General features: G+C 69.7%; 27 protein-coding genes. 9 read left to right on the top strand and 18 right to left on the bottom strand.

Annotated elements, in window-relative coordinates:
* Positions 1 to 6 precede the first annotated feature (6 nt).
* Both IFS44_RS19630 and IFS44_RS19625 read right to left on the bottom strand, forming a co-directional pair.
* Positions 7 to 1,863, bottom strand: a complete 1,857-nt coding sequence (locus IFS44_RS19630) for a hypothetical protein (protein WP_192099740.1) — start codon at positions 1,861 to 1,863, stop codon at positions 7 to 9.
* Positions 1,860 to 2,087, bottom strand: a complete 228-nt coding sequence (locus tag IFS44_RS19625) for a hypothetical protein (RefSeq protein ID WP_056408817.1) — start codon at positions 2,085 to 2,087, stop codon at positions 1,860 to 1,862. The genes IFS44_RS19630 and IFS44_RS19625 overlap by 4 nt, the downstream gene beginning before the upstream one ends.
* A gap of 115 nt (positions 2,088 to 2,202) precedes the next feature.
* Here IFS44_RS19625 and IFS44_RS19620 point away from each other — a divergent pair, with 115 nt between their 5' ends.
* On the top strand, positions 2,203 to 2,655 hold the full coding sequence (locus tag IFS44_RS19620) for a hypothetical protein (RefSeq protein ID WP_192099739.1): 453 nt from the start codon (positions 2,203 to 2,205) through the stop codon (positions 2,653 to 2,655).
* Positions 2,656 to 2,701: 46 nt separating this feature from the next.
* Here the strand turns inward: IFS44_RS19620 and IFS44_RS19615 are convergent, their stop codons facing one another.
* From IFS44_RS19615 to flgG, 5 genes are all read right to left on the bottom strand, one after another.
* On the bottom strand, positions 2,702 to 3,007 hold the full coding sequence (locus IFS44_RS19615; protein WP_107045108.1) for a hypothetical protein: 306 nt from the start codon (positions 3,005 to 3,007) through the stop codon (positions 2,702 to 2,704).
* Positions 3,008 to 3,227: 220 nt separating this feature from the next.
* Complete coding sequence (locus IFS44_RS19610) at positions 3,228 to 4,106, bottom strand: flagellin (protein ID WP_031395278.1); 879 nt, start codon at positions 4,104 to 4,106, stop codon at positions 3,228 to 3,230.
* 157 nt (positions 4,107 to 4,263) lie between these two features.
* Positions 4,264 to 4,995, bottom strand: coding sequence for a flagellar basal body L-ring protein FlgH (gene flgH / locus IFS44_RS19605; RefSeq protein WP_192099738.1), 732 nt, complete (start codon positions 4,993 to 4,995; stop codon positions 4,264 to 4,266).
* Between the two features lie 11 nt (positions 4,996 to 5,006).
* Complete coding sequence (gene flgA, locus IFS44_RS19600; protein ID WP_192099737.1) at positions 5,007 to 5,465, bottom strand: flagellar basal body P-ring formation chaperone FlgA; 459 nt, start codon at positions 5,463 to 5,465, stop codon at positions 5,007 to 5,009.
* Positions 5,462 to 6,169: a flagellar basal-body rod protein FlgG gene (gene flgG / locus IFS44_RS19595; RefSeq protein ID WP_166747205.1), complete on the bottom strand. Its 708-nt coding sequence runs from the start codon at positions 6,167 to 6,169 to the stop codon at positions 5,462 to 5,464. The genes flgA and flgG overlap by 4 nt, the downstream gene beginning before the upstream one ends.
* Here flgG and IFS44_RS19590 point away from each other — a divergent pair.
* The 3 genes from IFS44_RS19590 (at position 6,168) to IFS44_RS19580 (ending at position 10,196) form a co-directional block, all read left to right on the top strand.
* On the top strand, positions 6,168 to 8,183 hold the full coding sequence (locus IFS44_RS19590; protein WP_192099736.1) for a FlgK family flagellar hook-associated protein: 2,016 nt from the start codon (positions 6,168 to 6,170) through the stop codon (positions 8,181 to 8,183). The genes flgG and IFS44_RS19590 overlap by 2 nt on opposite strands.
* 11 nt (positions 8,184 to 8,194) lie before the next feature.
* Positions 8,195 to 9,103, top strand: coding sequence for a flagellin (locus tag IFS44_RS19585; protein ID WP_192099735.1), 909 nt, complete (start codon positions 8,195 to 8,197; stop codon positions 9,101 to 9,103).
* Between the two features lie 94 nt (positions 9,104 to 9,197).
* Positions 9,198 to 10,196 carry an adenosine kinase gene (locus tag IFS44_RS19580; RefSeq protein WP_056678918.1) on the top strand — a complete coding sequence of 333 codons (999 nt, stop codon included), beginning with the start codon at positions 9,198 to 9,200 and terminating at the stop codon, positions 10,194 to 10,196.
* A 103-nt stretch (positions 10,197 to 10,299) separates the two neighbouring features.
* Here the strand turns inward: IFS44_RS19580 and IFS44_RS19575 are convergent.
* The 8 genes from IFS44_RS19575 to hisB all read right to left on the bottom strand — a co-directional run.
* Positions 10,300 to 11,833 (bottom strand): amino acid permease (locus IFS44_RS19575; protein ID WP_056408830.1); only part of this gene is annotated, 1,534 nt, incomplete at its 3' end.
* Between the two features lie 110 nt (positions 11,834 to 11,943).
* Entirely contained in the window at positions 11,944 to 12,321 is a 378-nt protein-coding gene (locus tag IFS44_RS19570; RefSeq protein WP_192099734.1) for a histidine triad nucleotide-binding protein, read from the bottom strand.
* A gap of 140 nt (positions 12,322 to 12,461) precedes the next feature.
* Positions 12,462 to 12,782: a phosphoribosyl-ATP diphosphatase gene (locus IFS44_RS19565; RefSeq protein ID WP_031394257.1), complete on the bottom strand. Its 321-nt coding sequence runs from the start codon at positions 12,780 to 12,782 to the stop codon at positions 12,462 to 12,464.
* A 32-nt stretch (positions 12,783 to 12,814) separates the two neighbouring features.
* A complete protein-coding gene (locus IFS44_RS19560) occupies positions 12,815 to 12,991 on the bottom strand; it encodes a hypothetical protein (protein ID WP_166747134.1) in 177 nt (58 codons plus the stop codon).
* Positions 12,992 to 12,996: 5 nt separating this feature from the next.
* The gene (gene hisF / locus IFS44_RS19555) at positions 12,997 to 13,770 is read right to left on the bottom strand and encodes an imidazole glycerol phosphate synthase subunit HisF (protein WP_192099733.1); all 774 of its coding nucleotides are present in this window, start codon (positions 13,768 to 13,770) and stop codon (positions 12,997 to 12,999) included.
* A gap of 247 nt (positions 13,771 to 14,017) precedes the next feature.
* Positions 14,018 to 14,752, bottom strand: a complete 735-nt coding sequence (hisA, locus tag IFS44_RS19550) for a 1-(5-phosphoribosyl)-5-[(5-phosphoribosylamino)methylideneamino]imidazole-4-carboxamide isomerase (protein ID WP_031394379.1) — start codon at positions 14,750 to 14,752, stop codon at positions 14,018 to 14,020.
* Positions 14,749 to 15,354 carry an imidazole glycerol phosphate synthase subunit HisH gene (hisH, locus tag IFS44_RS19545; protein ID WP_192099732.1) on the bottom strand — a complete coding sequence of 202 codons (606 nt, stop codon included), beginning with the start codon at positions 15,352 to 15,354 and terminating at the stop codon, positions 14,749 to 14,751. The genes hisA and hisH overlap by 4 nt, the downstream gene beginning before the upstream one ends.
* Positions 15,351 to 15,938, bottom strand: a complete 588-nt coding sequence (gene hisB, locus IFS44_RS19540; protein ID WP_192099731.1) for an imidazoleglycerol-phosphate dehydratase HisB — start codon at positions 15,936 to 15,938, stop codon at positions 15,351 to 15,353. Before hisB ends, hisH begins: the two co-directional genes overlap by 4 nt.
* Positions 15,939 to 16,009: 71 nt before the next feature.
* Between hisB and IFS44_RS19535 the strand changes: the two genes are divergently transcribed.
* The 5 genes from IFS44_RS19535 (at position 16,010) to gmk (ending at position 19,348) form a co-directional block, all read left to right on the top strand.
* A complete protein-coding gene (locus IFS44_RS19535) occupies positions 16,010 to 16,495 on the top strand; it encodes an SspB family protein (RefSeq protein ID WP_031394376.1) in 486 nt (161 codons plus the stop codon).
* 165 nt (positions 16,496 to 16,660) lie between these two features.
* Positions 16,661 to 18,052, top strand: a complete 1,392-nt coding sequence (gene fumC, locus IFS44_RS19530; RefSeq protein ID WP_192099730.1) for a class II fumarate hydratase — start codon at positions 16,661 to 16,663, stop codon at positions 18,050 to 18,052.
* A gap of 160 nt (positions 18,053 to 18,212) precedes the next feature.
* Positions 18,213 to 18,425: a hypothetical protein gene (locus tag IFS44_RS19525; RefSeq protein WP_037530644.1), complete on the top strand. Its 213-nt coding sequence runs from the start codon at positions 18,213 to 18,215 to the stop codon at positions 18,423 to 18,425.
* A complete protein-coding gene (locus tag IFS44_RS19520) occupies positions 18,422 to 18,625 on the top strand; it encodes a hypothetical protein (RefSeq protein ID WP_031440271.1) in 204 nt (67 codons plus the stop codon). Before IFS44_RS19525 ends, IFS44_RS19520 begins: the two co-directional genes overlap by 4 nt.
* A gap of 72 nt (positions 18,626 to 18,697) precedes the next feature.
* Positions 18,698 to 19,348 (top strand): guanylate kinase, encoded by a 651-nt coding sequence (gmk, locus tag IFS44_RS19515; RefSeq protein ID WP_031394372.1) that lies wholly within the window; start codon positions 18,698 to 18,700, stop codon positions 19,346 to 19,348.
* Positions 19,349 to 19,387: 39 nt separating this feature from the next.
* Here the strand turns inward: gmk and IFS44_RS19510 are convergent, their stop codons facing one another.
* Genes IFS44_RS19510 through IFS44_RS19500 form a run of 3 tightly spaced genes read right to left on the bottom strand, consistent with a single transcriptional unit; the run spans position 19,388 to position 20,956 of the window.
* A complete protein-coding gene (locus IFS44_RS19510) occupies positions 19,388 to 20,068 on the bottom strand; it encodes an ATP12 family chaperone protein (protein WP_192099729.1) in 681 nt (226 codons plus the stop codon).
* 13 nt (positions 20,069 to 20,081) lie between these two features.
* Positions 20,082 to 20,300 carry a hypothetical protein gene (locus IFS44_RS19505; RefSeq protein ID WP_037532554.1) on the bottom strand — a complete coding sequence of 73 codons (219 nt, stop codon included), beginning with the start codon at positions 20,298 to 20,300 and terminating at the stop codon, positions 20,082 to 20,084.
* A complete protein-coding gene (locus tag IFS44_RS19500) occupies positions 20,297 to 20,956 on the bottom strand; it encodes an HAD-IA family hydrolase (RefSeq protein WP_192099728.1) in 660 nt (219 codons plus the stop codon). Before IFS44_RS19500 ends, IFS44_RS19505 begins: the two co-directional genes overlap by 4 nt.
* Between the last annotated feature and the right edge of the window lie 139 nt (positions 20,957 to 21,095).

The raw sequence follows: 21,095 nt of genomic DNA, 5'->3' as shown, positions 1-21,095 counted from the left end.
GGCGGCCTAGTCCAGCCGCGTCGACGTCCGCGCCGCCTGTCCCGCGGTCAGCAGGTCGCCGATCGCGCCCGCGGGGCCTGCCGCGGACAGCGCGGTCATCGCGGAGTCGAGCCGCGCCGGGTCGAAGCCTCCGACCGGCGCGGTCAGCATCGCGAACACCGGCGCGGTGGGGAGCGCGGCGAAGGCGCGGGCATAGCGCCGGTTGAGCCGCGCCAGCGCAGCCTCCTGTCCGAGCATCGCATGGGCGATCGCCTGGCGCAGGACGATTGCCTGACCCTCCGCGGACAGGCCGCCGCGCGGTCCGGGGGCGGGCAGCAGCGCGGTGCCGCTGGCGACGAGCCCCGACCAGTCGCGCGCGTGCCAGTCGAATTTGGCGCGGATCGGCGTCGCGTCGCGGATGTCGGCGAGCGTCGCCACCGCTTCGGCGTGACGGCCGAGCAGTTCGAGCGCGACCGCCTGGAGCCGGCGGCGCTCGTCCTGGATCGCGTCGGGATAGGGAATCATCGCGGTTTCGCGCAGCACGCGGACCGCGGCGTCGGGCGCGCCCGCCAGGATCCGCAGCGTCGCGACGCGGATCGACAGGGGGCCCTGTTCGACGTCGCGCTGCGTGGCGCCGAGCCGGCGTTCGAGCAGTTCGGCGGCGCGGCGATAGAGCCCGGCCTGTTGCAGTCGGTCGGCGAGCATCCACACCACGCGGTCGCCGTCCGCCCCCGTCGGCATCAGGTCGCGATAATCCCAGAGCAGGCCGGCGGCGGTGCCGAGCGGCATGGTCGATTGCGGCGCCACCAGCGCGACGAGATGCGCCTGGACGGTCGCCGACAGCGGCGCGGCGTCGGCGCCGACATTGCCGTAGCGCGGCAGCGCGGCGGCGGCCGCCAGCAATGCGGGTTCGTCGCCGCGGCGGGTGGCGAGCTTCATCGCCAGCGTCAGCCCGCGGCGTTCGACCATGCCCCCCCGCCAGCGGAACAGCAGCGCCGCGAGACGCCGCGCCGCAGCCGGCGGGGCGAGCGTACGCGCGGCCAGTTCGGTCTCGATCGTGCCGAGCGTGGCTGCGGCGCGCTGTTCGGGATCACCGGTGCGTGCGGCCAGATCGAACCAGCGACGGCTCGTCGCGGCGGCGCCGAGCGCGCGGTCGGCCTCGCCGTGCAACAGCGCGGCCGCCGCGTCGGTCGCCGGGATGCGATCGAGCCAGTCGCGCGCCGGGCCGGGCCTGCCTGCGTCGATCGCTGCGCGCGCCGCGGCGAGGATGAAGGGGCGGCGCGCCTTGGCGCCACGCGCGTTCAGCGCGGGCATCGCACAGCCGAGCACGCCCAGCGCCGGCGCCGCACGACCCGCCTCCGCCAGGATCCGCATCCGCCACAGACAGGTCTCGGGATCGGTCGCGAGCGCAGGGTCGTCGAGCGCCGCGATCGCCGGATCGGTCCGCCCGAGGCGCCCGAGCGCGACGCCGCGCGCGCGCCGCCACGCGGCGACCTTTGCAAGTCCGGTATCGTCGGCCGCCATCACGTCGAGCACGCCGAGCGCCTCGCCGGCGCGGTCGCGCGCGATCAGGGCGACCGCATAGCGCCAGCGTGTCGCCTGCCGTGTCGCGGGCGTGGCGGTCGCGAGCGCCGCCCAGGCCGCCTGCTCGCTCATCGCGGTCCAGGCGGCGCGCGCCGGCGGCAGCGGCTGCGCGTCGAGCTCGGCGGCAAAGGGTACAGGCGCCGGGCGGGCGGGGGCGGGTGGCGACGGTTGCGCGGGCGTCGTGCTTGGGTGGGGCGTGCCCGGGTGCGGCGCGCTCGGATGCGACGGTTCGGCAGCGCGCGCGGGATGCGGTCCGGCCAGCCCCGCGCCGATCGCCAGCGCGATGGCGAGGCGGATCATGCGAAGGCCAAGGTCACCGCGACCGCGGCAGCGGCGGCGGCGCCAAGGAACAGCAGCGCGAACACGATCGTCGCGACCCTGTTGCCTGCAGCGGCATGATGACCATCGACTGGTCCGGTGGTCGGCATCGGCGCGATCGCCGTCGCATCGCCGCGCCGACGGGCGTCCGTCTCGGCGCCGTTCGCGACGATCCTGACGCGCGCGGGTTTCTGATCGTGGCTCACTTGCGCTCCATCCTTCCGCTATCCTCCTATTATAGAGGCAAGGACCTGCGGATCGTCGGCATCGGCCGGCATTCGGGGCGACGTCCCGACGAAACCATAAACCGGAGCCCGAGCGATGCGCACCCGCCCTTCACCCAAGCAGATCGCGCTGCTGATCGCGGCGCTGCTGACCGTGCCGGTCATGGCGCCGGGCGCCGCGGCGTCCGAAGGGGGCGGGGCGGAAGGAGGCGGGGCGGAAGGCGAACCCGTACGGCCGTCGCCGCTGTTCGTGATGCTCGATCCGCTCGACGTACCGATCGTCGAGGGCGATCGCGCGGACGGACGGCTGAAGGTCAAGCTCGTGCTCCAGGCCGCGGATGTCGCAGGCGCGGGGGCGATCGAGACGCGTCGGCCCGAACTGCGCGAGGCGGCGCTGGTCGCGTCGATCGAATTCGCGCGCCTGCATGCCTCCGCGTCGACGCCGGTCGATGCACGACGACTGGCGCAGGACGTCTCCACGGCACTGCGCCGGGTCGATCCGACGATCGCGGCCGTGTTGCTGGTCGAGGTGGCGGCGCGCCGCGCCTGATCGCGCTCAAGTCCGCGCGCTGCGCCGAACCCCGGCCCGGCGTGTCTCAGGCGTTGGCGTTCAGCCCGTGCCGCGTCGCGCGGGGGCGGGTCGGCAACGGGGTGACGTCTGCCACGCGCTCGGGCCGGCCGGCGCGACGGCAGGCGAAGTCTTCGATTCGCGCGCCGGTGATCCGCGGCGACAGCAGCAGCAGCGCGATGCAGTCGGCGATGTCGGGATCATGCTCGCTGCCGATCGTCTCGACGACGTCGTCGAGCGTCATGCCCGGCGCGGTCAGCGCACAGGCCGCCGCGGCGGACCACAGCGCATGCGGGTCGGTGACCGAGAGCGACAGCGAAACGCGGTAGTCCATGACCTCATCCTCTCCGGCCGTTCGTGGCTGGCCCGCCCGCCGGTTCGCTCGACCCTAGTCGAACCGGGCCGCACGGCTATTAAGGGATTACCCGTATCCAGGCGCGCCGCCGCCTGAAAACAGGCATGAAAAAACCGGGATGGCCGATCGGCCACCCCGGTTTCCACGACCCCCCGCCGATGTGCTTGGGGGACTTGGCGGGATCGTGTCTCGTACCGGCTTACCGGAACAGCGAGGTGATCGTCTGCGGTGCCTGGTTGGCGATCGACAGCGCCTGAACGCCAAGCTGCTGCTTGACCTGCAGTGCCTGCAGCTTCGCCGATTCCTTGGCCAGATCCGCGTCGACCAGCTTGCCGACGCCGCTTTCGATCGCGTCCGACAGCTTGCTGGTGAACGTCATCTGTGCGTCGATCTTGCGCGACCCCGAGCCGAGATCGCTCAGCTTGGTGTTGAGCGAGCTGCCCAGCGTGTCCAGGGTATCGACCATCGCCTTGGCCTTCGCAGCCGTGTCGATTTCCGAATCCTGGCCGAGCACGCCGGTACCCACGCCCGCGGACGCGGTTTCCGTCGCTGGCAGGTCGATTTCCTGGTTGGCGATGGAGAGCGTATCGGGATCGTAGGTGTCGGTGCCGGTTGCCTTGTTGGTCAGCGACTGCAACGCACTCACGGTGCCGCCGCCGGTCTTGAGCAGGTTCGTACCGTTGAACTCGGACGAATCGACGATCGTGCTGATCTGGTCGCGAAGGGCGGTGAAGTCCTTGTTGTACGCAGCGCGGCTCTCGTCGCTGATGCCATCGTCCGACGCCTGCTTGGCGAGCGTCTTCATCTGGTTGACGACGTCCGAGATCTGCTCTGCGCCTGCGACCGCAACGTCGGCCACGCTCTTCGCCCGGCTGAGCGAGGAGTTGACCGCCTTGAGGCCACCCAGATCGCCGCGAAGGCCCTGGGCGATCGTGAAGGCTGCCGAATCGTCCTTGGTCGATGCGACGTTCAGGCCGCTGTTGATGCGGCTCTGGACGACGGACAGACCCTTGCTGGTCTCGTTGAGGGCCTGGAGGGCCGCCATCGCGCCAACATTGGTGTTAACGGACATTCCCATGATATTCTTCCTTCTGGAATAGTCGGTCGCTTCTGCGTCCTTGAGCCGTACGGCGGCTCGCCGACGGAGCGGTCAGATCCGACCCGCTCCTTATTCTGGGAAGAAATCCGGATAGTTGGTCGCGCTGCGCGGATTATTTGCAGCGTGGGCGCGCGCGTCAGAACGGAAAGAGCGCGTCGTAGATCTGCTGGCCCCAGCGCGCCTGCTGCGCCTGCGTCAGCTGGCCGCGGCCGCCATAGCTGATCCGCGCCTCGGCGATCTGCGTGTGGCGGATGCTGTTGTCGCGGCTGATGTCCTGCGGGCGGACCATGCCGGTCACGATCAGCTCGCGCAGCTCGTAATTGACGCGGATCTCCTGGCGGCCGCGGATCATCAGATTGCCGTTGGGCAGCACGTCGGTGACGATCGCCGACATCGTCATGCTGATCGTCTCGGACCGGCTGATATTGCCCGATCCGTTGAACTGCGACTTCGAATTGCCGGCGATCAGCGGGTCGGGCGTCGCGACGCCGAGCCCGAGTGCTGCGGTCAGCCCCGCATTCTCCGACCCGCCGCGCGTGCGCGCGGTCGTGTTGCCGACCTCGGCGCGGTCGGCGACGTTGATCCGCACGGTCAGGATGTCGCCCCTGCGCGCGGCCCGCTGGTCGCCGAGGAACGCACCCGCGCCCGCGCGGAACAGCGATGCGTCGGGAGGCGCCAGGGCCAGTGGCGGCGCGGCCGGGCGACGGCTCGGCTGGCCGAGCGAATCCTCGGTCAGCGGGGTATCGACCGCGGTCATCTCGCTGAGTTTCGGCGCCTTGCCGATCGTCTTGAGCTGGCCGATCGTGCCGCAACCCGACAGGGCGGTCGCGCCGGCGAGGATCAGGAACAATGTCGCGGGTCTGGTCATCGCATGTCTCCTCATTGCGCAGCGACGCGGACGCTGCCCGCGCCGGTGACGACGCCATCGACGCTGTGGTTGGTGGACAGCGCGACGACGCGGACGACGTCGCCAATGCCGCCCGCCGCCAGCGCCCGCGCCGTGGTGGTGATCGCAAACCCGCGACCCTGGAGCGACAGCGTCACCGCCTCGCCGCGGCGCACCAGCCGGGGCGCCACGAGGTCACCGGCGCGGACCATCGTGCCGGCGGGCAGCGCGCGCACCGCCTCGCGTCCGCTCGCCGCGTCGGCCGCCAGCACGCCGCGCGCGGCGACCGCGGCCCGCGGCTGCAGTTCGAAATCGGTCGCGCTCAGGATGTCGCCACGCGCGATCGCGCGGGTGAGCACCGCGACGGGCGTTTCGACGGGATCCGCCGCCTGCGCCGGGAACGCGGCCCCCGATGCCAGCAGCAGCGCGACGGCGATTGCCAGGCGGCTCATCGGAGCTGGCTCGAGGTCGCGAGCATCTCGTCCGCGGTCTTCACCACGCGGCTGTTCATTTCATAGGCGCGCTGCGCGGTGATCAGCGCGGTGATCTCGGACACCGGATTGACGTTCGACGCCTCGACAAAGCCCTGCAGCGTGTCGCCAAAGCCCGGCTGGCCCGGCGCGGCGACGGTCGGCTGCCCCGACGAGGCGGTTTCGAGAAACAGGTTGCCGCCCTGCGCCTCGAGCCCCGCCTCGTTGACGAAGGTCGCGAGCTGGATCTGGCCGACGGTCTGCAGCGCGGGATCATTGGCGAGCTTGACCTGGACCTCGCCGGTCTTCGAGATCGCGACGTCGACCGCCTCGGGCGGGATGACGATCGCGGGCTCGACGCGGAAGCCGTCCGCAGTGACCAGCTCGCCCTGTTCGGATAGCTGGAACGATCCGTCGCGGGTGAAGCCGATCTGCCCCGAGGGCAACGTCACCTGGAAATAGCCGCGCCCCTGGATCGCGATGTCATAGCGGTTGCCGGTCTGGTTGGGCGCACCCTGTTCGGTGATGCGGTAGACGCCACCGGTCTTCACGCCCGCGCCGATCTGGATCCCGGTCGGCACCTTGGCCTGGCCGTCGCCGCCTGCCGCCGAACCCGGGCGCGTCTCCTGCTGATAGAGCAGGTCCTGGAACGCCGCGCGCTGGCGCTTGAACCCGGTGGTGTTCATGTTGGCGAACGTCAACACGCCGGGCTATGCGCGCGAGACGGTCGCGTTGCAGACGGGGGTCACCGCAGGCCGCGTCAACGGCGTGGTGGTCGGCGAACCCGGCCGCGTCGCGGACAAGTTCCTCGAAGCGACCGTCTATGGCCGCAGCGGCGATGCGGGCCGTGCGGAGGTCGAGGCGGGCTATCTCGACCGGTTGCAGTCGCTGCTCGGCGCGACCGGGTCCGAATCCGCGCTGCCCGCTCGGCTCGACGCGGTTGCCGCGACCGCGACCGCGATGGCCGGCGCCAATGGCGGGTCCGCGGTCACCGCGCCCTTTGTCGGCATGGTCGAGGACGCGATCGGATCGATGCGCCAGCTCGGTCGCGACGTCGACGTGCTGCGCGGCGATATCGAGGGCGAGGTCGGTGACACGGTCGAGCGGGTCAACGCGCTGCTGCGCACCGTCGACACGCTCAACGACTCGATCTCGCGGCTGCAGGGGCTGGGGCGCAGCGCGTCGGGCCCCGCCGACCGCCGCACCACCGCGCTCGAGGAGCTCAGCGGGCTGATCGGCATCACCGCGCGCGAACAGCCGAGCGGGCGGGTGACGATCGATACCGCCTCGGGCGTCCCGCTGCTCGACCAGCGGCTGCGGCAGCTCTCCTATCCCGCCAGCGGGGTCGGGAGCGCGCAGCCGGTCTATCCGACGATCGACGTCCGGTTCGCCGAGGCGGACGGCACACTCGGCGCGGCGACCGGGACGACGCTCGACACGCCGGCGATGGGCGGACGGCTCGGTGGACTGCTCGACCTGCGCGACCGGCAATTGCCCGCCTTTTCGGCGCGGGTCGAGACGCTGTTCGCGGGGCTCGCCCGGACGATCAACGCCGCGTCCAACACCGGGTCGGCGGTGCCGCCGCCGGCGACGCTCACCGGTCGCGCGACCGCGCTGACCGGCGGCGACCGGCTGGGGTTCACCGGCGCGGCGCTGATCGCGGTGACGCGGTCGGACGGCACGATGGTCGCCGGCACCACGCTCGACTTCGACGCGCTCGGCGCGGCGGCAACCGTCGACGATGCGATCGCGGCGATCAATACCGGCCTGGGCGGTGCGGCGACCGCGTCGTTCGCCAACGGCACGCTCACCATCGCCGCGACCGGCCCAGGCACCGGCGTCGCCGTGGCGCAGGACACCGCGCGGCCGAGCGCGCGCGCGGGGATCGGCCTGTCGCACTATTTCGGGCTGAACGACATCGTCCGCAGCGACACGAGCATGCTCGTGCCCTCGGGGTTCACCACCGCCGATCCGCATCACTTCGCCGCCGGCGAGGCGGTCGATTTCGCGTTGCGCGATTCGTCGGGTCGGCTGGTCGCGCGCTATGCACTGACGGGGGCGACGGGGCCGAGCTATGGCGACCTGATCGACGAGCTCAACGCCAGTCCGCTCGGCGGTTATGGCCAGTTCGCGCTCGACGATGTCGGGCGCCTGCGGTTCTCGGCCACCCGCGCCGAATCGGGGGCGATGCTCTCGGTCCTGTCCGACACGACCGACCGCGGCGGCACCGGACGCGGCTTTGCGGCGATCACCGGGCTGGGCGCGGCGGGGGCGGGGCTCGACAGCGCCGGGGTCCGCCGTGACGTGCTCGCCGACCCGACCCGCCTCCCGCTCGCCCGGCTCCAGCCCGTCGCGGTGGGGACGAAGGCGCTGGGGCCGAGCGACCGGCGCGGCGCGACCGCGCTGGTCGATGCGCTGGCGAGCGCGGTCGATCTCGGCGATGCGGGGACGATGACGATCGCGCGCTTCTCCGCGGTCGTGCTGGGCGATGCGGGATCCGCCGCGTCGCGCGCCACCGATCGCGCGGACCAGATGGGCGCACGCCGCGACGACGCGATCAACCGCCGCGACAGCGTCTCGGGCGTCAATATCGACGAGGAGCTCGGCCAGATGGTCGTGCTCCAGAACAGCTACGCCGCCGCGCGCGTCATGACCACCGCGAGCGAGATGTACGACACGCTCCTCGGCATGATCAGATAGGACCAGCATCGATGACCCGCATCGCCACCATCCCGCTCCAGCGGACGCTGACCGACGCGGTCCAGAAGGCGCAGCAGCGGCTCGCGCAGACGCAGCTGCAGCTCAATTCGGGCAAGAAGGCGAAGGACCTCGCCGATCTCGGCAGCGCCGCGGTCCGCACGTTGTCGGCGCGCAGTGCGCTGTCGATGCAGGCGGCGCAGAGCGCGGCGACGACCCGGCTCGGCACGACCTTGTCGCTGTACGAGGCCAATATCACCGCGATCGACACGATCGCCGGCGACCTCCGGACACAGCTGATGACTGCGGTCGGCACCGGCGCGACGCCCGCGCTCGGCAGCGCGATCGAAAGCGCCTTCAGCCAGTTCCGCTCCGCGCTCAACGCGACCGATGGCAGCGAGCCGCTGTTCGCCGGCGCGCAGGGCGACGCGATCCCGTTCAAGCCCGCGACGTTCGCCGAGACCGCGGGCACGACGACGCAGGCCGCATTCGGCAATGACGACGTCCGCGCCTCGGCGTCGATCGGCGGCGGCGCGACGCTGACCTACGGCGTCACCGCGAGCGAGCTCGGCGACGGCGTGCTCGCCGCGTTCCGGACGCTGGCCGAGGCCGGGCCGATCGGCGCCAGCCCCAGCGCGGGCCAGGCCGCGGCGCTCAAGACCGCGATCGCGCAGCTCGACGCCGCCTTGCCGCAGGTCCGCGGGCTCAACGCCGCCAACGGCCTCCGCCAGGCGCAGATCGAGACGCTCGGCGCGCGCGCGGCCGATCGCGCCGCGCTGCTCGAGAAGATCGTCTCGGACAATGAGGACGCGGATTACGGCCAGATCTCGATGGACCTGATGCAGCGCAAGACGATGCTCGAGGCGAGCTATTCTGTGTTCGGCAAGGTCGCCGGCCTCAGCCTCGTCGCCTATCTGCGCTGACGTCCACGGTTGGGGCACCCGGCGCCGCAGCGGTTGCGCCTGCCGCCTGCGCCAATTACGGCGAGCTTTTCCCGTTCGGTCCGGAGACCTCCCCTTGAGCACGCCTACCTATGACGTCGTCGCGATCGGCAATGCCATCGTCGACATTCTGAGCAGCGCCGACGACGCCTTCATCGCCGAGATCGGTGTCGCCAAGGGCTCGATGCAGTTGATGTTCTCGTCGGAAGAAGCCGATGCGCTCTACGCCAAGATGGGGCCGGGCATGGAAATCTCGGGCGGGTCGGCCGCCAACACCGTCGCCGGCGTCGCCGCGCTCGGCGGCAAGTGCGGTTTCATCGGCCAGGTCGCCGACGACCAGCTCGGCCAGGTCTTCGCGCATGACGTGCGCAGCATCGGCATCGAGTTCGCGACCCCGGTCCGCGCCGGCGACCCGACCACCGGCCGCTGCCTGATCTTCGTGACGCCCGATGGCCAGCGGACGATGAACACCTTCCTCGGCGCAGGGCAGTTCCTCCCCGCCGCGGCGATCGACACCGCGATGATCGCCGACAGCGCGATCCTGTATCTCGAGGGCTATCTCTGGGATCCCGAAGAGCCGCGCGCCGCAATGCGCGCCGCGATCGATTGCGCACGTGGTGCGGGGCGCAAGGTCGCCTTCACGCTCAGCGACGTGTTCTGCATCTCGCGCCACGGCGGCGATTTCCGCCAGCTGCTCAGCGACGGGCTGATCGACATCCTGTTCGCCAACGAGAGCGAACTCGCGGCGCTTGCCGAGACCGAGGATTTCGACGCGGCAGTCGCCAAGATCTCGGCGCAGGTCCCGACTTTGGTCGTCACCCGCGGCGAACACGGCGCCTGCGCGATCCAGAACGGCACGCGCGCCGAAGTGAAGGCCGAGCCGATCGCGAAGGTCGTCGACACGACCGGCGCGGGCGACCTGTTCGCGGCGGGCTTCCTCCACGGCCAGGCACAGGGCCACGACCTCCACGCCTCGCTCAAGCTCGGTGCGGTCTGCGCGGCCGAGATCATCAGCCATGTCGGCGCCCGCCCGATGGTCGACATGAAGGCGCTCGCCGCCAAGCATATCGGCTGACGAACCGAACCGTCATTCCCGCGCAGGCGGGAACCCATATTGGCCGGCCGCGCGACAGACTCGCAAACGCTGGAGGATAGGGATCCCCGCCTTCGCGGGGATNAGTGGCTGCCCGGGGGCGCCATGTCGATCGGCTCGCCGCCATCGGCCATGCCGCGCCCGAGATAGCTCTTGCGGTAGCCATAGAGGAAATAGATCACGAGGCCGACCGCGCCCCAGATCGGCAGCACCGCCATCGCCTCATAGGGAAGCGAGAAGTACAGCCCGATGCAGCCGACGATCGTCAGCGGCGCGACGATCCAGGCCGCCGGGGTGCGGAACGGACGATGCCGGTTCGGCTCGCGCTTGCGCAGGATCAGCAGCGCGATCGCGACCATCATGAACGCGTAGAGCGTCCCCGCATTGGCGATGTCCGCGAGCTGCCCGACCGGCAGGAACGCGGCGGCGAACGCGACGAACACGCCGGTGATCGCGGTGACGATATGCGGCGTCTTCCACTTGGGATGCACGCGGCTCAGCACTTCGGGCAGCAGGCCGTCACGGCTCATCACGAAGAAGATGCGCGTCTGGCCGAACATCAGGATCAGGATCACCGACGGCAGCGCAAGACCGGCGGCATAGCCCATCCAGTTGCCGACATTGGCATAGCCGACCTGACGCAGGACATGCGCCAGCGCCTCGTTCGAACAGACCAGCGCCTGGGCATTGGCAGGGATCAGGCAGGCGCGCGCGAGTTCGGCCGACCCGGTGGTGAACGGCACGCCATCGGCGCCGAACAGCGGCTGTCCGCCGATCGTGCCGATCGCACCCGCTGCGACCAGCATGTAGAACACGGTGCAGATGCCGAGCGAGGCGATCAGCCCGATCGGCACGTTGCGCTGCGGATCCTTGGTCTCCTCGGCCGCAGTCGAGACCGCGTCGAAGCCGACATAGGCGAAGAAGATCGTCGCCGCCGCGCCGACCACGCCCAGCCCGTTGCTGCCGAGGATGCCGGTGGGGAGGAACGGCTCGAAATTGCTGCCATGCGTTTTGGGCAGCGTCAGCGCGACGAACGCAGTGAGCGCGACGACCTTGATCGTCACCAGCACCGCATTGACGCGCGCGCTCTCGGTCGTGCCGATCATCAGCAGCCAGGTGATCAGCAGCGAGATGACGACCGCGGGCAGGTTGATGAACCCGCCGGGCATGTACGGCCCGTGCGACAGCCAGGTCGGGAGTGTTATCCCGAACGTCTCGTGCAAGATCGAGCCCGCGAAATAGCCGGACCAGCCGACCGACACGGCGCTCGCGGCCACCGCATATTCGAGGATCAGCGCCCATCCGACCGTCCAGGCGAGCAGCTCGCCCATGACCGAATAGGTGTAGGTGTAGGCGGAGCCCGCGACCGGGGCCATCGCCGCGATCTCGGCATAGCAGAGCGCGGCGACGACGCAGACCGCGCCGGCGACGACGAAGCTCAGGATCATGCCCGGCCCGGCCTTCTGCGCGGCGGCGGAGGTCAGCACGAAGATACCCGTGCCGATCACGCAACCGATGCCGAGCATGGTTAGCTGGAACGCGCCCAGCGATCGGTGGAGCGATTTCTTCTCCGCCGTCGCCAGAATGGCGTCCAGTGACTTAACGCGACCAAAAATCAATTCGGTTCCCCCCGGGGGTTGTGAGGGCCGGTTCACTGGCCCCCTTGCTCAAGCCGGGAAGCCTAATGGCAATTTTATTACGCGCAATCCTTTAGTGGCGGAAAGCCGCGCTATCCGGCCAGCATCGGGCCAAGCGGACGCCCGCCAAAGACATGAACGTGCAGATGCGGCACCTCCTGATGCCCGTGCTGGCCGATGTTCGCGAGCAGGCGATAGCCCGGCTCGACCAGCCCCGCGGCGCGCGCGACTGTCCCGACCGCGCGGATGAACCCGGCGATCTCCGCATCGCCCGCACGCGCGGAGAAATCGTCCCACGAGACATAGGCGCCCTTGGGGATCACCAGCAGATGCGTCGGCGCCTGCGGGTTGATGTCGTGGAACGCGATCGCGAAGTCGTCGTCATAGACCCGCTTGGACGGGATCTCGCCGCGCAGGATCTTCGCGAAGATGTTCTGATCATCATAGGGCTGGGTGGCGTCGATCGGCATGGGGCAGGCTCCTTTCGGGGCATCCTACCAACCTTCGTCATCCCCGCGAAGGCGGGGATCCATATCTGGACTTCAGCGATCCCGCGGGTCGGCCAGCCAGTCCGGCTTCCCGCCTTCGCAGGAATGACGGAGCTGGCGGGTCAGCCGGTCCGCGCGGCCTTCTCGACCAACCCGCCGACTCCTTCGCGGCGCTCCAGCTCCGCACGGACATCATCGAGGCTCAGCCCCGCGTCCGCCAGCAGCACCGCGAGATGGAACATCAGGTCGGCGGCCTCGGGGACGATGCTCGCCTCGTCGCCCGAACATGCCGCAATCACCGTCTCGACCGCTTCCTCGCCGAGCTTCTGCGCGATCTTGGGGCGGCCGCGTGCGAACAGGCTGGCGGTATAGGAGGTGTCGGCGGGCGAATCGCGGCGCGCGCGGATGGTCGCCTCCAGGCGGTCGAAAACGGGGTCTGCCATGCCGCGCGTGCTGACGCAGGCGTGCGGGTGGGTCAATCCTTTGCGCGCGGCGGCCGCTTCAGGAACCGCTTGCGCAGCGCGCGGCGGACCAGCCAGACGCCGATCGCGGCGACCGCGAACAGCGCGATGTCCGACGCTTCGGGGCCGGTACGCGGATGCACCACGCCGCTATGCCCCGACTGCACCGCGACCAGCGGCAGCGTCGCCATGCCGGTCAGGCCGACCGCAAGGGGGTCCGCACCGGGATCCCCGCAGCCGCCAGCGCGGCGTGCGCGTCGCCGATCGACGCCTGGCCGAAGTGGAAGATCGATGCGGCGAGCACCGCGCTCGCATGCCCGTCGCGGATCCCGGCGACCAGATCGTCGAGCCCGCCGACCCCGCCGCTCGCGACCACGGGCACCGCGACGCGGTCGGCGATCGCGCGGATCAGGTTGAGGTCATAGCCGCTGCGCGTGCCGTCGCGGTCCATCGAGGTGACGAGCAGTTCCCCCGCGCCGAGGTCGGCGAGCTTCACCGCATGCGCGATCGCGTCGATCCCGGTCGCGCGCCGGCCGCCATGCGTGAACACTTCCCAACCTTCGCCCGAGCGCCGCGCATCGACACTCGCGACGCAGCACTGGCTGCCGAAGCGTTCGGCGATATCGGCGACGAGTTCGGGTCGCTCGACCGCGGCGGAATTGACCGCGACCTTGTCCGCGCCCGCCAGCAACAGCGCGCGCGCATCGTCCGCGGTCCGCACGCCGCCGCCGACCGTCAGCGGCATGAAGCACACCGCCGCCGTCCGCCGCACGACGTCGAGGATCGTGCCCCGGCCCTCATGGCTCGCGCCGATATCGAGAAAGCACAATTCGTCCGCCCCGGCGGCGTCATAGGCGCGCGCCTGCTCGACCGGGTCGCCCGCGTCGCGCAGCTCGACGAAGTTCACGCCCTTCACGACGCGGCCGTCGGCGACGTCGAGACACGGGATCACGCGCGCGCGGACGGTCATGCGGGGTCTCGAAGAAGTGGTTCACGCGGAGACGCGGAGACGCGGAGACGCGGCGGAGCCGCTGAGAAGGCTATTTCGCGCAGAGGCGCAGAGGGCGCAGAGAAGAGAGAGAAGCGCGTGCCTGCAGCAGCGTGCAGGATTCTAACGTTTGCGAGGATGGAGGGACCGCTGACGCGGTCGGCTCTGCGTCCTCTGCGCCTCTGCGCGAAACCACTATCTCCGCGTCTCCGCGTCTCCGCGTGAACCCTCATGCCGCCTTCGCCACGCTCAACGCCGCCGCGAGATCGAGCCGCCCGTCGTACAAGGCGCGCCCCGTGATCACGCCCTCGACCCCGTCCCGGACATGCAGCGCGAGAACGTGGATCTCGGCGATCCCCTTCACCCCGCCGCTCGCGATCACCGGAATGTCGACCGACCGCGCAAGGTCGACGGTCGCCTCGACGTTGCACCCCTTCAGCATCCCGTCGCGCCCCACATCGGTGAACAGCAGAGACGCCACGCCCGCATCCTCGAACCGGCGCGCGAGATCGACCGCGCTGGTGGTCGAGACATCGGCCCAGCCCTTGGTCGCGACCATGCCGTCCTTCGCATCGACCGCGACGACGATGCCGCCCGGAAAATCCTTCGCCACGCCGCGCACGAAGTCGGGATCCTCGAGCGCCGCGGTGCCGATCACGACCCGCGACACGCCCAGATCGAACCAGCCCTCGACATTGGCACGCGTCCGGATCCCGCCGCCGAGCTGCACATGCCCCGGAAACTGCGAGACAATCGCGCGCACCGCGTCGCCATTGACCGAAGCCCCTGCAAACGCGCCGTCGAGATCGACGACGTGCAGATGCTCGGCACCTGCGCTCGCGAACAGCATCGCCTGCGCCGCGGGATCGTCCCCATAGACGGTCGCACGGTCCATATCGCCCTCGGCGAGGCGGACGACCTGACCGGCCTTGAGGTCGATCGCGGGGAAAACGATAAGGCTCACGGCCGCCACTCCAGAAAACGTTCGAGCAAGGCCAGGCCGTAGCGCTGGCTCTTCTCAGGATGAAATTGCACGCCGATCATCGTGTCGCGGCCGATCGCCGCGGTGACGGGACCGGCATGATCGGTGGTCGCAAGCACGTCGGCGCCTTCAAACGCGAAGCTGTGCAGGAAATACGCCTCGCCCGGCGCGATCAGCAGATGCGCGGTGGCCGGCACGACGTCGTTCCAGCCCATATGCGGCACCTTCGCGTCCATCGTCCCCGGCTCGAGCCGTCGCACGCGCCCCGGCACCCAGCCAAGCCCGGCATGCGTCCCCATTTCCTCGCCCGCCTCGGCCATCAGCTGCATGCCGACGCAGATGCCGAGAAACGGCGCACCCTCGTCGCGCACGCGCCGGTTCAGCGCCTCGACCATCCCCGGCACCGCGCGCAACGCCGCCGCGCACGCCCCGTAAGCGCCGACGCCCGGCAGCACGATCCGCTCGGCCTTCGCGACGACGTCCGCATCGGCGGTGACGATCAGGTCGCTACAGCCCGCGGTGCGCAGCGCGTTCTCGACCGAATGCAGGTTCCCCGCGCCGTAATCGATCAGCGCGAGCGTCACAGCATCCCCTTGGTCGACGGAATCGCGTCGGCCTTGCGCGGGTCGATCTCGATCGCGGTGCGCAGTGCGCGCGCGACGCCCTTGAACGCGGCCTCGGCGATATGGTGGTTGTTGGTGCCGTACAGCGTCTCGACGTGCAGCGTGATGCCCGCCGCCTGCGCGAAGCTGTGGAAGAAATGCTCGAACATCTCGGTGTCCATGCCGCCCAGCCGCGTCTGCGAGAACAGGTCCTTCCAGACGAGCCAGGGCCGCCCGGAAATGTCGAGCGCGACCCGCGTGAGGGTCTCGTCCATCGGCGACAGCGCATCGCCGTAGCGCGCGATGCCGCGCTTGTCGCCGAGCGCCTGCGCGAACGCCTGGCCGATCGCGATGCCCGTATCCTCGACGGTGTGATGCTCGTCGATATGCAGGTCGCCCTTGGTGCGGACGTGCAAGTCGATCAGCGAATGGCGCGAGAGCTGTTCGAGCATGTGGTCGAAGAAGCCGACGCCGGTCTCGACGTCGTAAACGCCGGTCCCGTCGAGGTTGATGGTGACGTCGATCGCCGTCTCGGCGGTGGAGCGGGAAATCGTGGCGGTGCGCATGCCACCTCCCATAACGTGCGCCACGACGCATGCAATCTTGACCGCCATCCGAATACCGCTACCCAAGGGGAATGAGTGATGGACTGCCCGATAGCCTGATTCCGTACGACGAGATCGTGCAAGAAGCCCTGCGTGCCGTCGTTGGCCGCGTGCTCGGTTCCGTGTCGGAGGCCGGCGGGCTTCCCGGCGAGCATCATTTCTACATCACCTTCAAGACGCAGGCGCCCGGCGTCGACATCCCCAAGCGGCTGATCGAACGCTTCCCGGACGAGATGACGATCGTCATGCAGAACCGCTACTGGGACCTCGTCGTCGACGACGAGCGCTTCTCGATCGGTCTGTCGTTCAACCAGGTCCCGTCGAAGCTGGTCATCCCCTATTCGGCGATCACCGCATTCCAGGATCCCGCGGTCAGCTTCGAACTGCGCTTCCAGGCGCAGGAAGGCGCGGACGAGTCGCTCGGCGAGCATGACCCGGCCGAGAATGACGGCCCGACCGCGGTGCCGATCGAAGACGGCTCGAACGTCGTCGCCGTGGATTTCAAGCGGAAGAAGTGAGCTGGAGCGAGGCGATCAGGCAAAGCTGATCGCCGGTCGCAAAGCGACGCGAACGGCCGGCCGACGCGCACCGCGCGGTCGACGACATGGGATTTACTCCCATGTCGGCCTTCTGCTCTACGCCGCCATACCGGAACAAGCCCGGCATGACGGCGTAGGTAGGCCATGACCAACACCCGCACAGAAACCGACTCGATCGGCCCGATCGAAGTTCCTGCCCAGGCCTATTGGGGCGCGCAGACCGAGCGATCGGTCGAGAATTTCCCGTTCGGTACCCGCGAACGCATGCCGATCGAGATCGTCCACGCATTGGCGCTCGTCAAACAGGCCGCCGCGCGCGTGAACCGCGCGCACGGCCTCGACGCCACAATCGCCGACGCGATCGACGCCGCCGCGCAGGAGGTGATCGACGGCACGCTCGACGACCAGTTCCCGCTCGTCATCTGGCAGACCGGCAGCGGCACCCAGTCGAACATGAACGTCAACGAGGTGATCGCCGGCCGCGCCAACGAAATGCTCACCGGCACGCGCGGCGGCAAGTCGCCGGTCCACCCCAACGACCATGTTAACATGAGCCAGTCGTCGAACGACAGCTTCCCGACCGCGCTCCACATCGCCGCCTCGCTCGCCGTGACGCGCAAGCTCTTCCCCGCGCTCGACCGGCTGAAGACCGCGCTGCAGGCGAAGGCGGACGCTTGGGACGACATCGTCAAGATCGGCCGCACGCATTTGCAGGACGCGACGCCGCTCACGCTGGGGCAGGAATTCGGTGCGTATGCCAATCAGGTCTATCGCTGCGGCCGCCGGATCGAGCCGGGCGTCACCAACGGCACCAACCGGCTCGCGCAGGGCGGCACTGCGGTCGGCACCGGGCTCAACGCGCCCAGGGGGTTCGCCGCGGATTTCTGCAAGGCGGTCTCCGACCTGACCGGCCATCCGTTCATCCCCGCGGAGAACAGCTTCGAGGCGCTCGCCTCGAACGACCCGCTCGTCCACCTCTCGGGCACGCTCAACACGCTCGCGGTCGCGCTGACCAAGATCGCCAACGACATCCGCCTGCTGGGCAGCGGCCCGCGCTGCGGCTTCGGCGAGATCGACCTGCCCGCGAACGAGCCCGGCAGCTCGATCATGCCCGGCAAGGTCAACCCCACCCAGTGCGAGATGCTGACGATGGTCGCAGGCCAGGTGATGGGCAACCATGTCGCGGCCACCATCGGCGGAATGCAGGGCCATCTCGAGCTGAATGTCTTCAAGCCGCTGATCGGCGCGAACGTGCTGCGCTCGATCGACCTGCTCGCGACCGCGATGGAGGGCTTTGCGGAGCGCTGCGTCGACGGCATCGAACCCAATCGCGATCGCATCGCCGACCTGCTCGACCGCTCGCTGATGCTGGTCACCGCGCTCGCCCCCGAGATCGGCTATGACGCGGCCGCGAAGATCGCCAAGCACGCGCATGCCGAGGGGCTGACGCTGAAAGAGGCCGGCCTCGCACTCGGGCTGGTCGATGCGGAGACCTTCGACCGGGTCGTGCGGCCCGAGTCGATGCTCGGCCGCTAACGCCTCCCCCGACCCCGTTCGTGCTGAGCGAAGTCGAAGCACCGTCGCTTGCGGCACACCCTTCGACGTCGCTCAGGGCGAACGGGGGAAGGCGGGGCGCACCCGCGGGAACCCAAACGCGGTTCGCGCGCTAACCCGCCACACGCGAAGGAGAAATTACGTGGGCGCAACGACCATAGGCGCGCTGATCGGCGCAGGCATCGACTCGCTCAGCGGCGATGACGGCAATGCAGACGGCGCGATCATCGGTGCGGTCACCGCCAACGTGCTCAAGATCGTCGTGCCGCTGGCCGTGACCTACGCGATCGGCTGGGCGGTGCTGCGCGGTGCAGCGGAACTCAAGGACCAGGTTTTCGGAGAGGTTAAGTCATGATCGGACGTATCATCAGTGCATTGGTTGGCCGCGAAATGGGTCGGCGCAGCGGTGGCAGCGGCGGCACCTCGGGTGCGGTCAAGGGCGTGGTCGCGATGAGCGTGCTGCGTCGCATGGGCCCGCTCGGCATGATCCTCGGCGGCGGCTATGCGGCCAAGAAGGCCTATGACCGCAACCGGGCGCGCAAGTCGGGCTACTGATCCGCCGCCAGAATGACACGCGCGGGCTGTGCATGGGTTGACGCCCATGCGCAGTCCGCGGCAAGGGCGCGCATGCCCCACACACTTCCGTCCGACCCGCATGGTTTCCGTCGCCGCGGCGTCCTGTTCGTCCTGTCCTCGCCATCGGGCGCCGGCAAGTCGACGATCGCGCGCCGATTGCTCGCCGACGAGCATGAGCTGGAGATGTCGGTCTCGGTGACGACCCGCGCGATGCGCCCGGGCGAAGTCGACGGCAAGGACTATCATTTCACCGACCTCGAGGGCTTTCGCGACATGGTCGCGAAGGACGAATTCCTCGAATGGGCGCATGTTTTCAACCATCGCTACGGCACCCCGCGCGCGCAGGTCGAGGAAATGCTGGCCGCCGGCAAGGATGTGCTGTTCGACATCGACTGGCAGGGCGCGCAGCAGCTGTTCCAGATCGCGGGCGGCGACGTCGTCCGCGTCTTCATCTTCCCGCCGTCGATGGAGGAACTCCACCGCCGCCTCACCAGCCGCGGCACCGACTCGACCGAAGTGATCGACGCGCGCATGTCGCGCGCCGCGAACGAGGTCAGCCACTGGGACGGCTATGATTACGTCCTGGTCAATGACGACGTCGACAGCTGCATCCGCGGCGTGAAGACGATCCTCGCCGCCGAACGCCTCAAGCGCTCGCGCCAGACCGGCCTGATCGGCTTCATCCGCCGCCTGACGCGCTGACCCCCCGTCATCCTGGATCGGGTCCAGGATGACGAAAGCCTACAGCATCTCCAGAAACGCGACACCACGCGCGAATTCCTGGCGCTTGAGCTCGCGCAGCTGCGCCGCCTGCCAGTCCTCGCCCCACATCTCGATCGACCAGTCCTCGTCGATCCCCGCCGCCGCCCAGGCCGCATCGCCGTCGATCTCCCCCTCGACCAGCGCCAGCCCGATCACCAGCGACCCCGTCAGCGTGACGACCGGCGACAGCCCGGCAAGGTGGAAATCGTCATGCGCCGCGACCGCCTCGTGCAGCCGCGCGATCGTCGCGGGGGCCTGCGCGACGTGCATCACCCCCGCCGTCACCGCGAACGTCACGTCGTACCGCGCGCGCGCCCAGTCGAGCAGCGGGTCCCAGCGCGCCGCCTGCCGCTCGACCAGCGGCGGCGGCCCGTCCGCGCGATAGCAGAGCAGGTCGCTCTCGCCATAGGCCGCCAGCCGCGCGGCGAACTGCGCCGGATCGTTCGCGATCGGATCGGTCGCGGCATTGGCGAGCCCGGTCAGCGGCATCGTCCGCGGATCGATCGTCTCGCCGACGCTGCGCCATTCCTCCGCCACCGCCTGCGCCAGCGCATCGGTCGGCAGCGCGAGCGGCCGTCGCCCGGGGGTGCGGACCGGCTTGCCGTCGAGCGTCACCACGCGATCCGCATCGATCGCGACGTCTGTCCAGAATCTCTTCATGCGTCCTGTCCGGTCATTCGGTGGGCGTGCGCCAGCGCTGCGCCAGGCTGCGCGGCACGATCGCGATCATCGCCATCGCCGACAGCACGATCGCGGTGCCGAGGATCTTCGGCCCCCAGCTATAGGCGCGTGCGATCAGCACCAGCCCGAGCACCGCGCCCGCCACGCCCGCGAGCCGCACGCCGACCAGCACGAACCAGCGCCGCTGCGCCAGGCGATCGGCCTCCGTCACGACGCGCTCACCAGATGGCGCAGCGCCGGCACCGTCTCGGCAACGACGTCCGCGCCGGCCTCCGCCAGTTCGTCGACCGCGTGATAGCCCCAGGTGACGCCGACCGCGCGTGCGCCCGCGGCGCGTGCCATCGCCATGTCATAGCTCGTATCGCCGATCATCGCGGTTGTCGCCGGGCTCGCCCCCGCCTCCTTGATCGCCGCGAACAGCATCGCCGGATCGGGCTTTGACGGATGCCGGTCTGCGGTCTGCAACGTCACGAACCGGTCGGCGATGCCGTGCGCGGCGAGGACATGCGCAAGCCCGCGGTCCGACTTGCCCGTCGCGACGCCCAGCATCCAGCCATCGTCGGCGAGCGTCGCCAGCACGTCGGCGATCCCCTCGAACAGCGGCTCCTCGATCAGTTCGCCGCTCGTTCGCATCGCATGGAACGCGGCCTTGTAGTCCGTCGCGAGCGTGCGGTGCAGCGCCTCGTCGCCCTGCGGCACCAGGATCTGCATCGCCTCGACCAGGCTGAGCCCGACGATCCGGCGAATCGCGGCGCGCGGCGGCGGGACGAGCCCGGCCGTCTCGAACGCCCGCTCGCACGCGACGCAGATATTCGCCTGACTGTCGACGAGCGTCCCGTCGCAATCGAACACGGCGAGGCGGATCATAAGATTTTCCAGCGCATCCCCGTCTCGTAGATCAGCCGGGCGAACGAGGGAACGCCAAACCGGAACGCGCATCGTCATGTTCCCCCGCAAAGGCGGGGGACTCGGACCCAAGCAGAACTGCCGATCGTGGCCCCTGGAC

This window comes from Sphingomonas sp. CFBP 13706 (genome assembly GCF_014842355.1).
In the GTDB taxonomy this organism is placed as follows: domain Bacteria; phylum Pseudomonadota; class Alphaproteobacteria; order Sphingomonadales; family Sphingomonadaceae; genus Sphingomonas; species Sphingomonas aerolata.
This window is presented reverse-complemented; position numbering and strand designations above follow the sequence as displayed.

Coding starts and splice junctions, on each gene's coding strand:
- IFS44_RS19630 (WP_192099740.1), bottom strand. CDS start 1,863: ATGATCCGCCTCGCCATCGCGCTGGCGATCGGCGCGGGGCTGGCCGGA.
- IFS44_RS19620 (WP_192099739.1), top strand. CDS start 2,203: ATGCGCACCCGCCCTTCACCCAAGCAGATCGCGCTGCTGATCGCGGCG.
- IFS44_RS19615 (WP_107045108.1), bottom strand. CDS start 3,007: ATGGACTACCGCGTTTCGCTGTCGCTCTCGGTCACCGACCCGCATGCG.
- IFS44_RS19610 (WP_031395278.1), bottom strand. CDS start 4,106: ATGGGAATGTCCGTTAACACCAATGTTGGCGCGATGGCGGCCCTCCAG.
- flgH (WP_192099738.1), bottom strand. CDS start 4,995: ATGACCAGACCCGCGACATTGTTCCTGATCCTCGCCGGCGCGACCGCC.
- flgA (WP_192099737.1), bottom strand. CDS start 5,465: ATGAGCCGCCTGGCAATCGCCGTCGCGCTGCTGCTGGCATCGGGGGCC.
- IFS44_RS19590 (WP_192099736.1), top strand. CDS start 6,168: ATGTTGGCGAACGTCAACACGCCGGGCTATGCGCGCGAGACGGTCGCG.
- flgG (WP_166747205.1), bottom strand. CDS start 6,169: ATGAACACCACCGGGTTCAAGCGCCAGCGCGCGGCGTTCCAGGACCTG.
- IFS44_RS19585 (WP_192099735.1), top strand. CDS start 8,195: ATGACCCGCATCGCCACCATCCCGCTCCAGCGGACGCTGACCGACGCG.
- IFS44_RS19570 (WP_192099734.1), bottom strand. CDS start 12,321: ATGCCGATCGACGCCACCCAGCCCTATGATGATCAGAACATCTTCGCG.
- IFS44_RS19565 (WP_031394257.1), bottom strand. CDS start 12,782: ATGGCAGACCCCGTTTTCGACCGCCTGGAGGCGACCATCCGCGCGCGC.
- IFS44_RS19560 (WP_166747134.1), bottom strand. CDS start 12,991: ATGGCGACGCTGCCGCTGGTCGCGGTGCAGTCGGGGCATAGCGGCGTG.
- hisF (WP_192099733.1), bottom strand. CDS start 13,770: ATGACCGTCCGCGCGCGCGTGATCCCGTGTCTCGACGTCGCCGACGGC.
- hisB (WP_192099731.1), bottom strand. CDS start 15,938: ATGCGCACCGCCACGATTTCCCGCTCCACCGCCGAGACGGCGATCGAC.
- IFS44_RS19535 (WP_031394376.1), top strand. CDS start 16,010: ATGAGTGATGGACTGCCCGATAGCCTGATTCCGTACGACGAGATCGTG.
- fumC (WP_192099730.1), top strand. CDS start 16,661: ATGACCAACACCCGCACAGAAACCGACTCGATCGGCCCGATCGAAGTT.
- IFS44_RS19520 (WP_031440271.1), top strand. CDS start 18,422: ATGATCGGACGTATCATCAGTGCATTGGTTGGCCGCGAAATGGGTCGG.
- gmk (WP_031394372.1), top strand. CDS start 18,698: ATGCCCCACACACTTCCGTCCGACCCGCATGGTTTCCGTCGCCGCGGC.
- IFS44_RS19510 (WP_192099729.1), bottom strand. CDS start 20,068: ATGAAGAGATTCTGGACAGACGTCGCGATCGATGCGGATCGCGTGGTG.
- IFS44_RS19500 (WP_192099728.1), bottom strand. CDS start 20,956: ATGATCCGCCTCGCCGTGTTCGATTGCGACGGGACGCTCGTCGACAGT.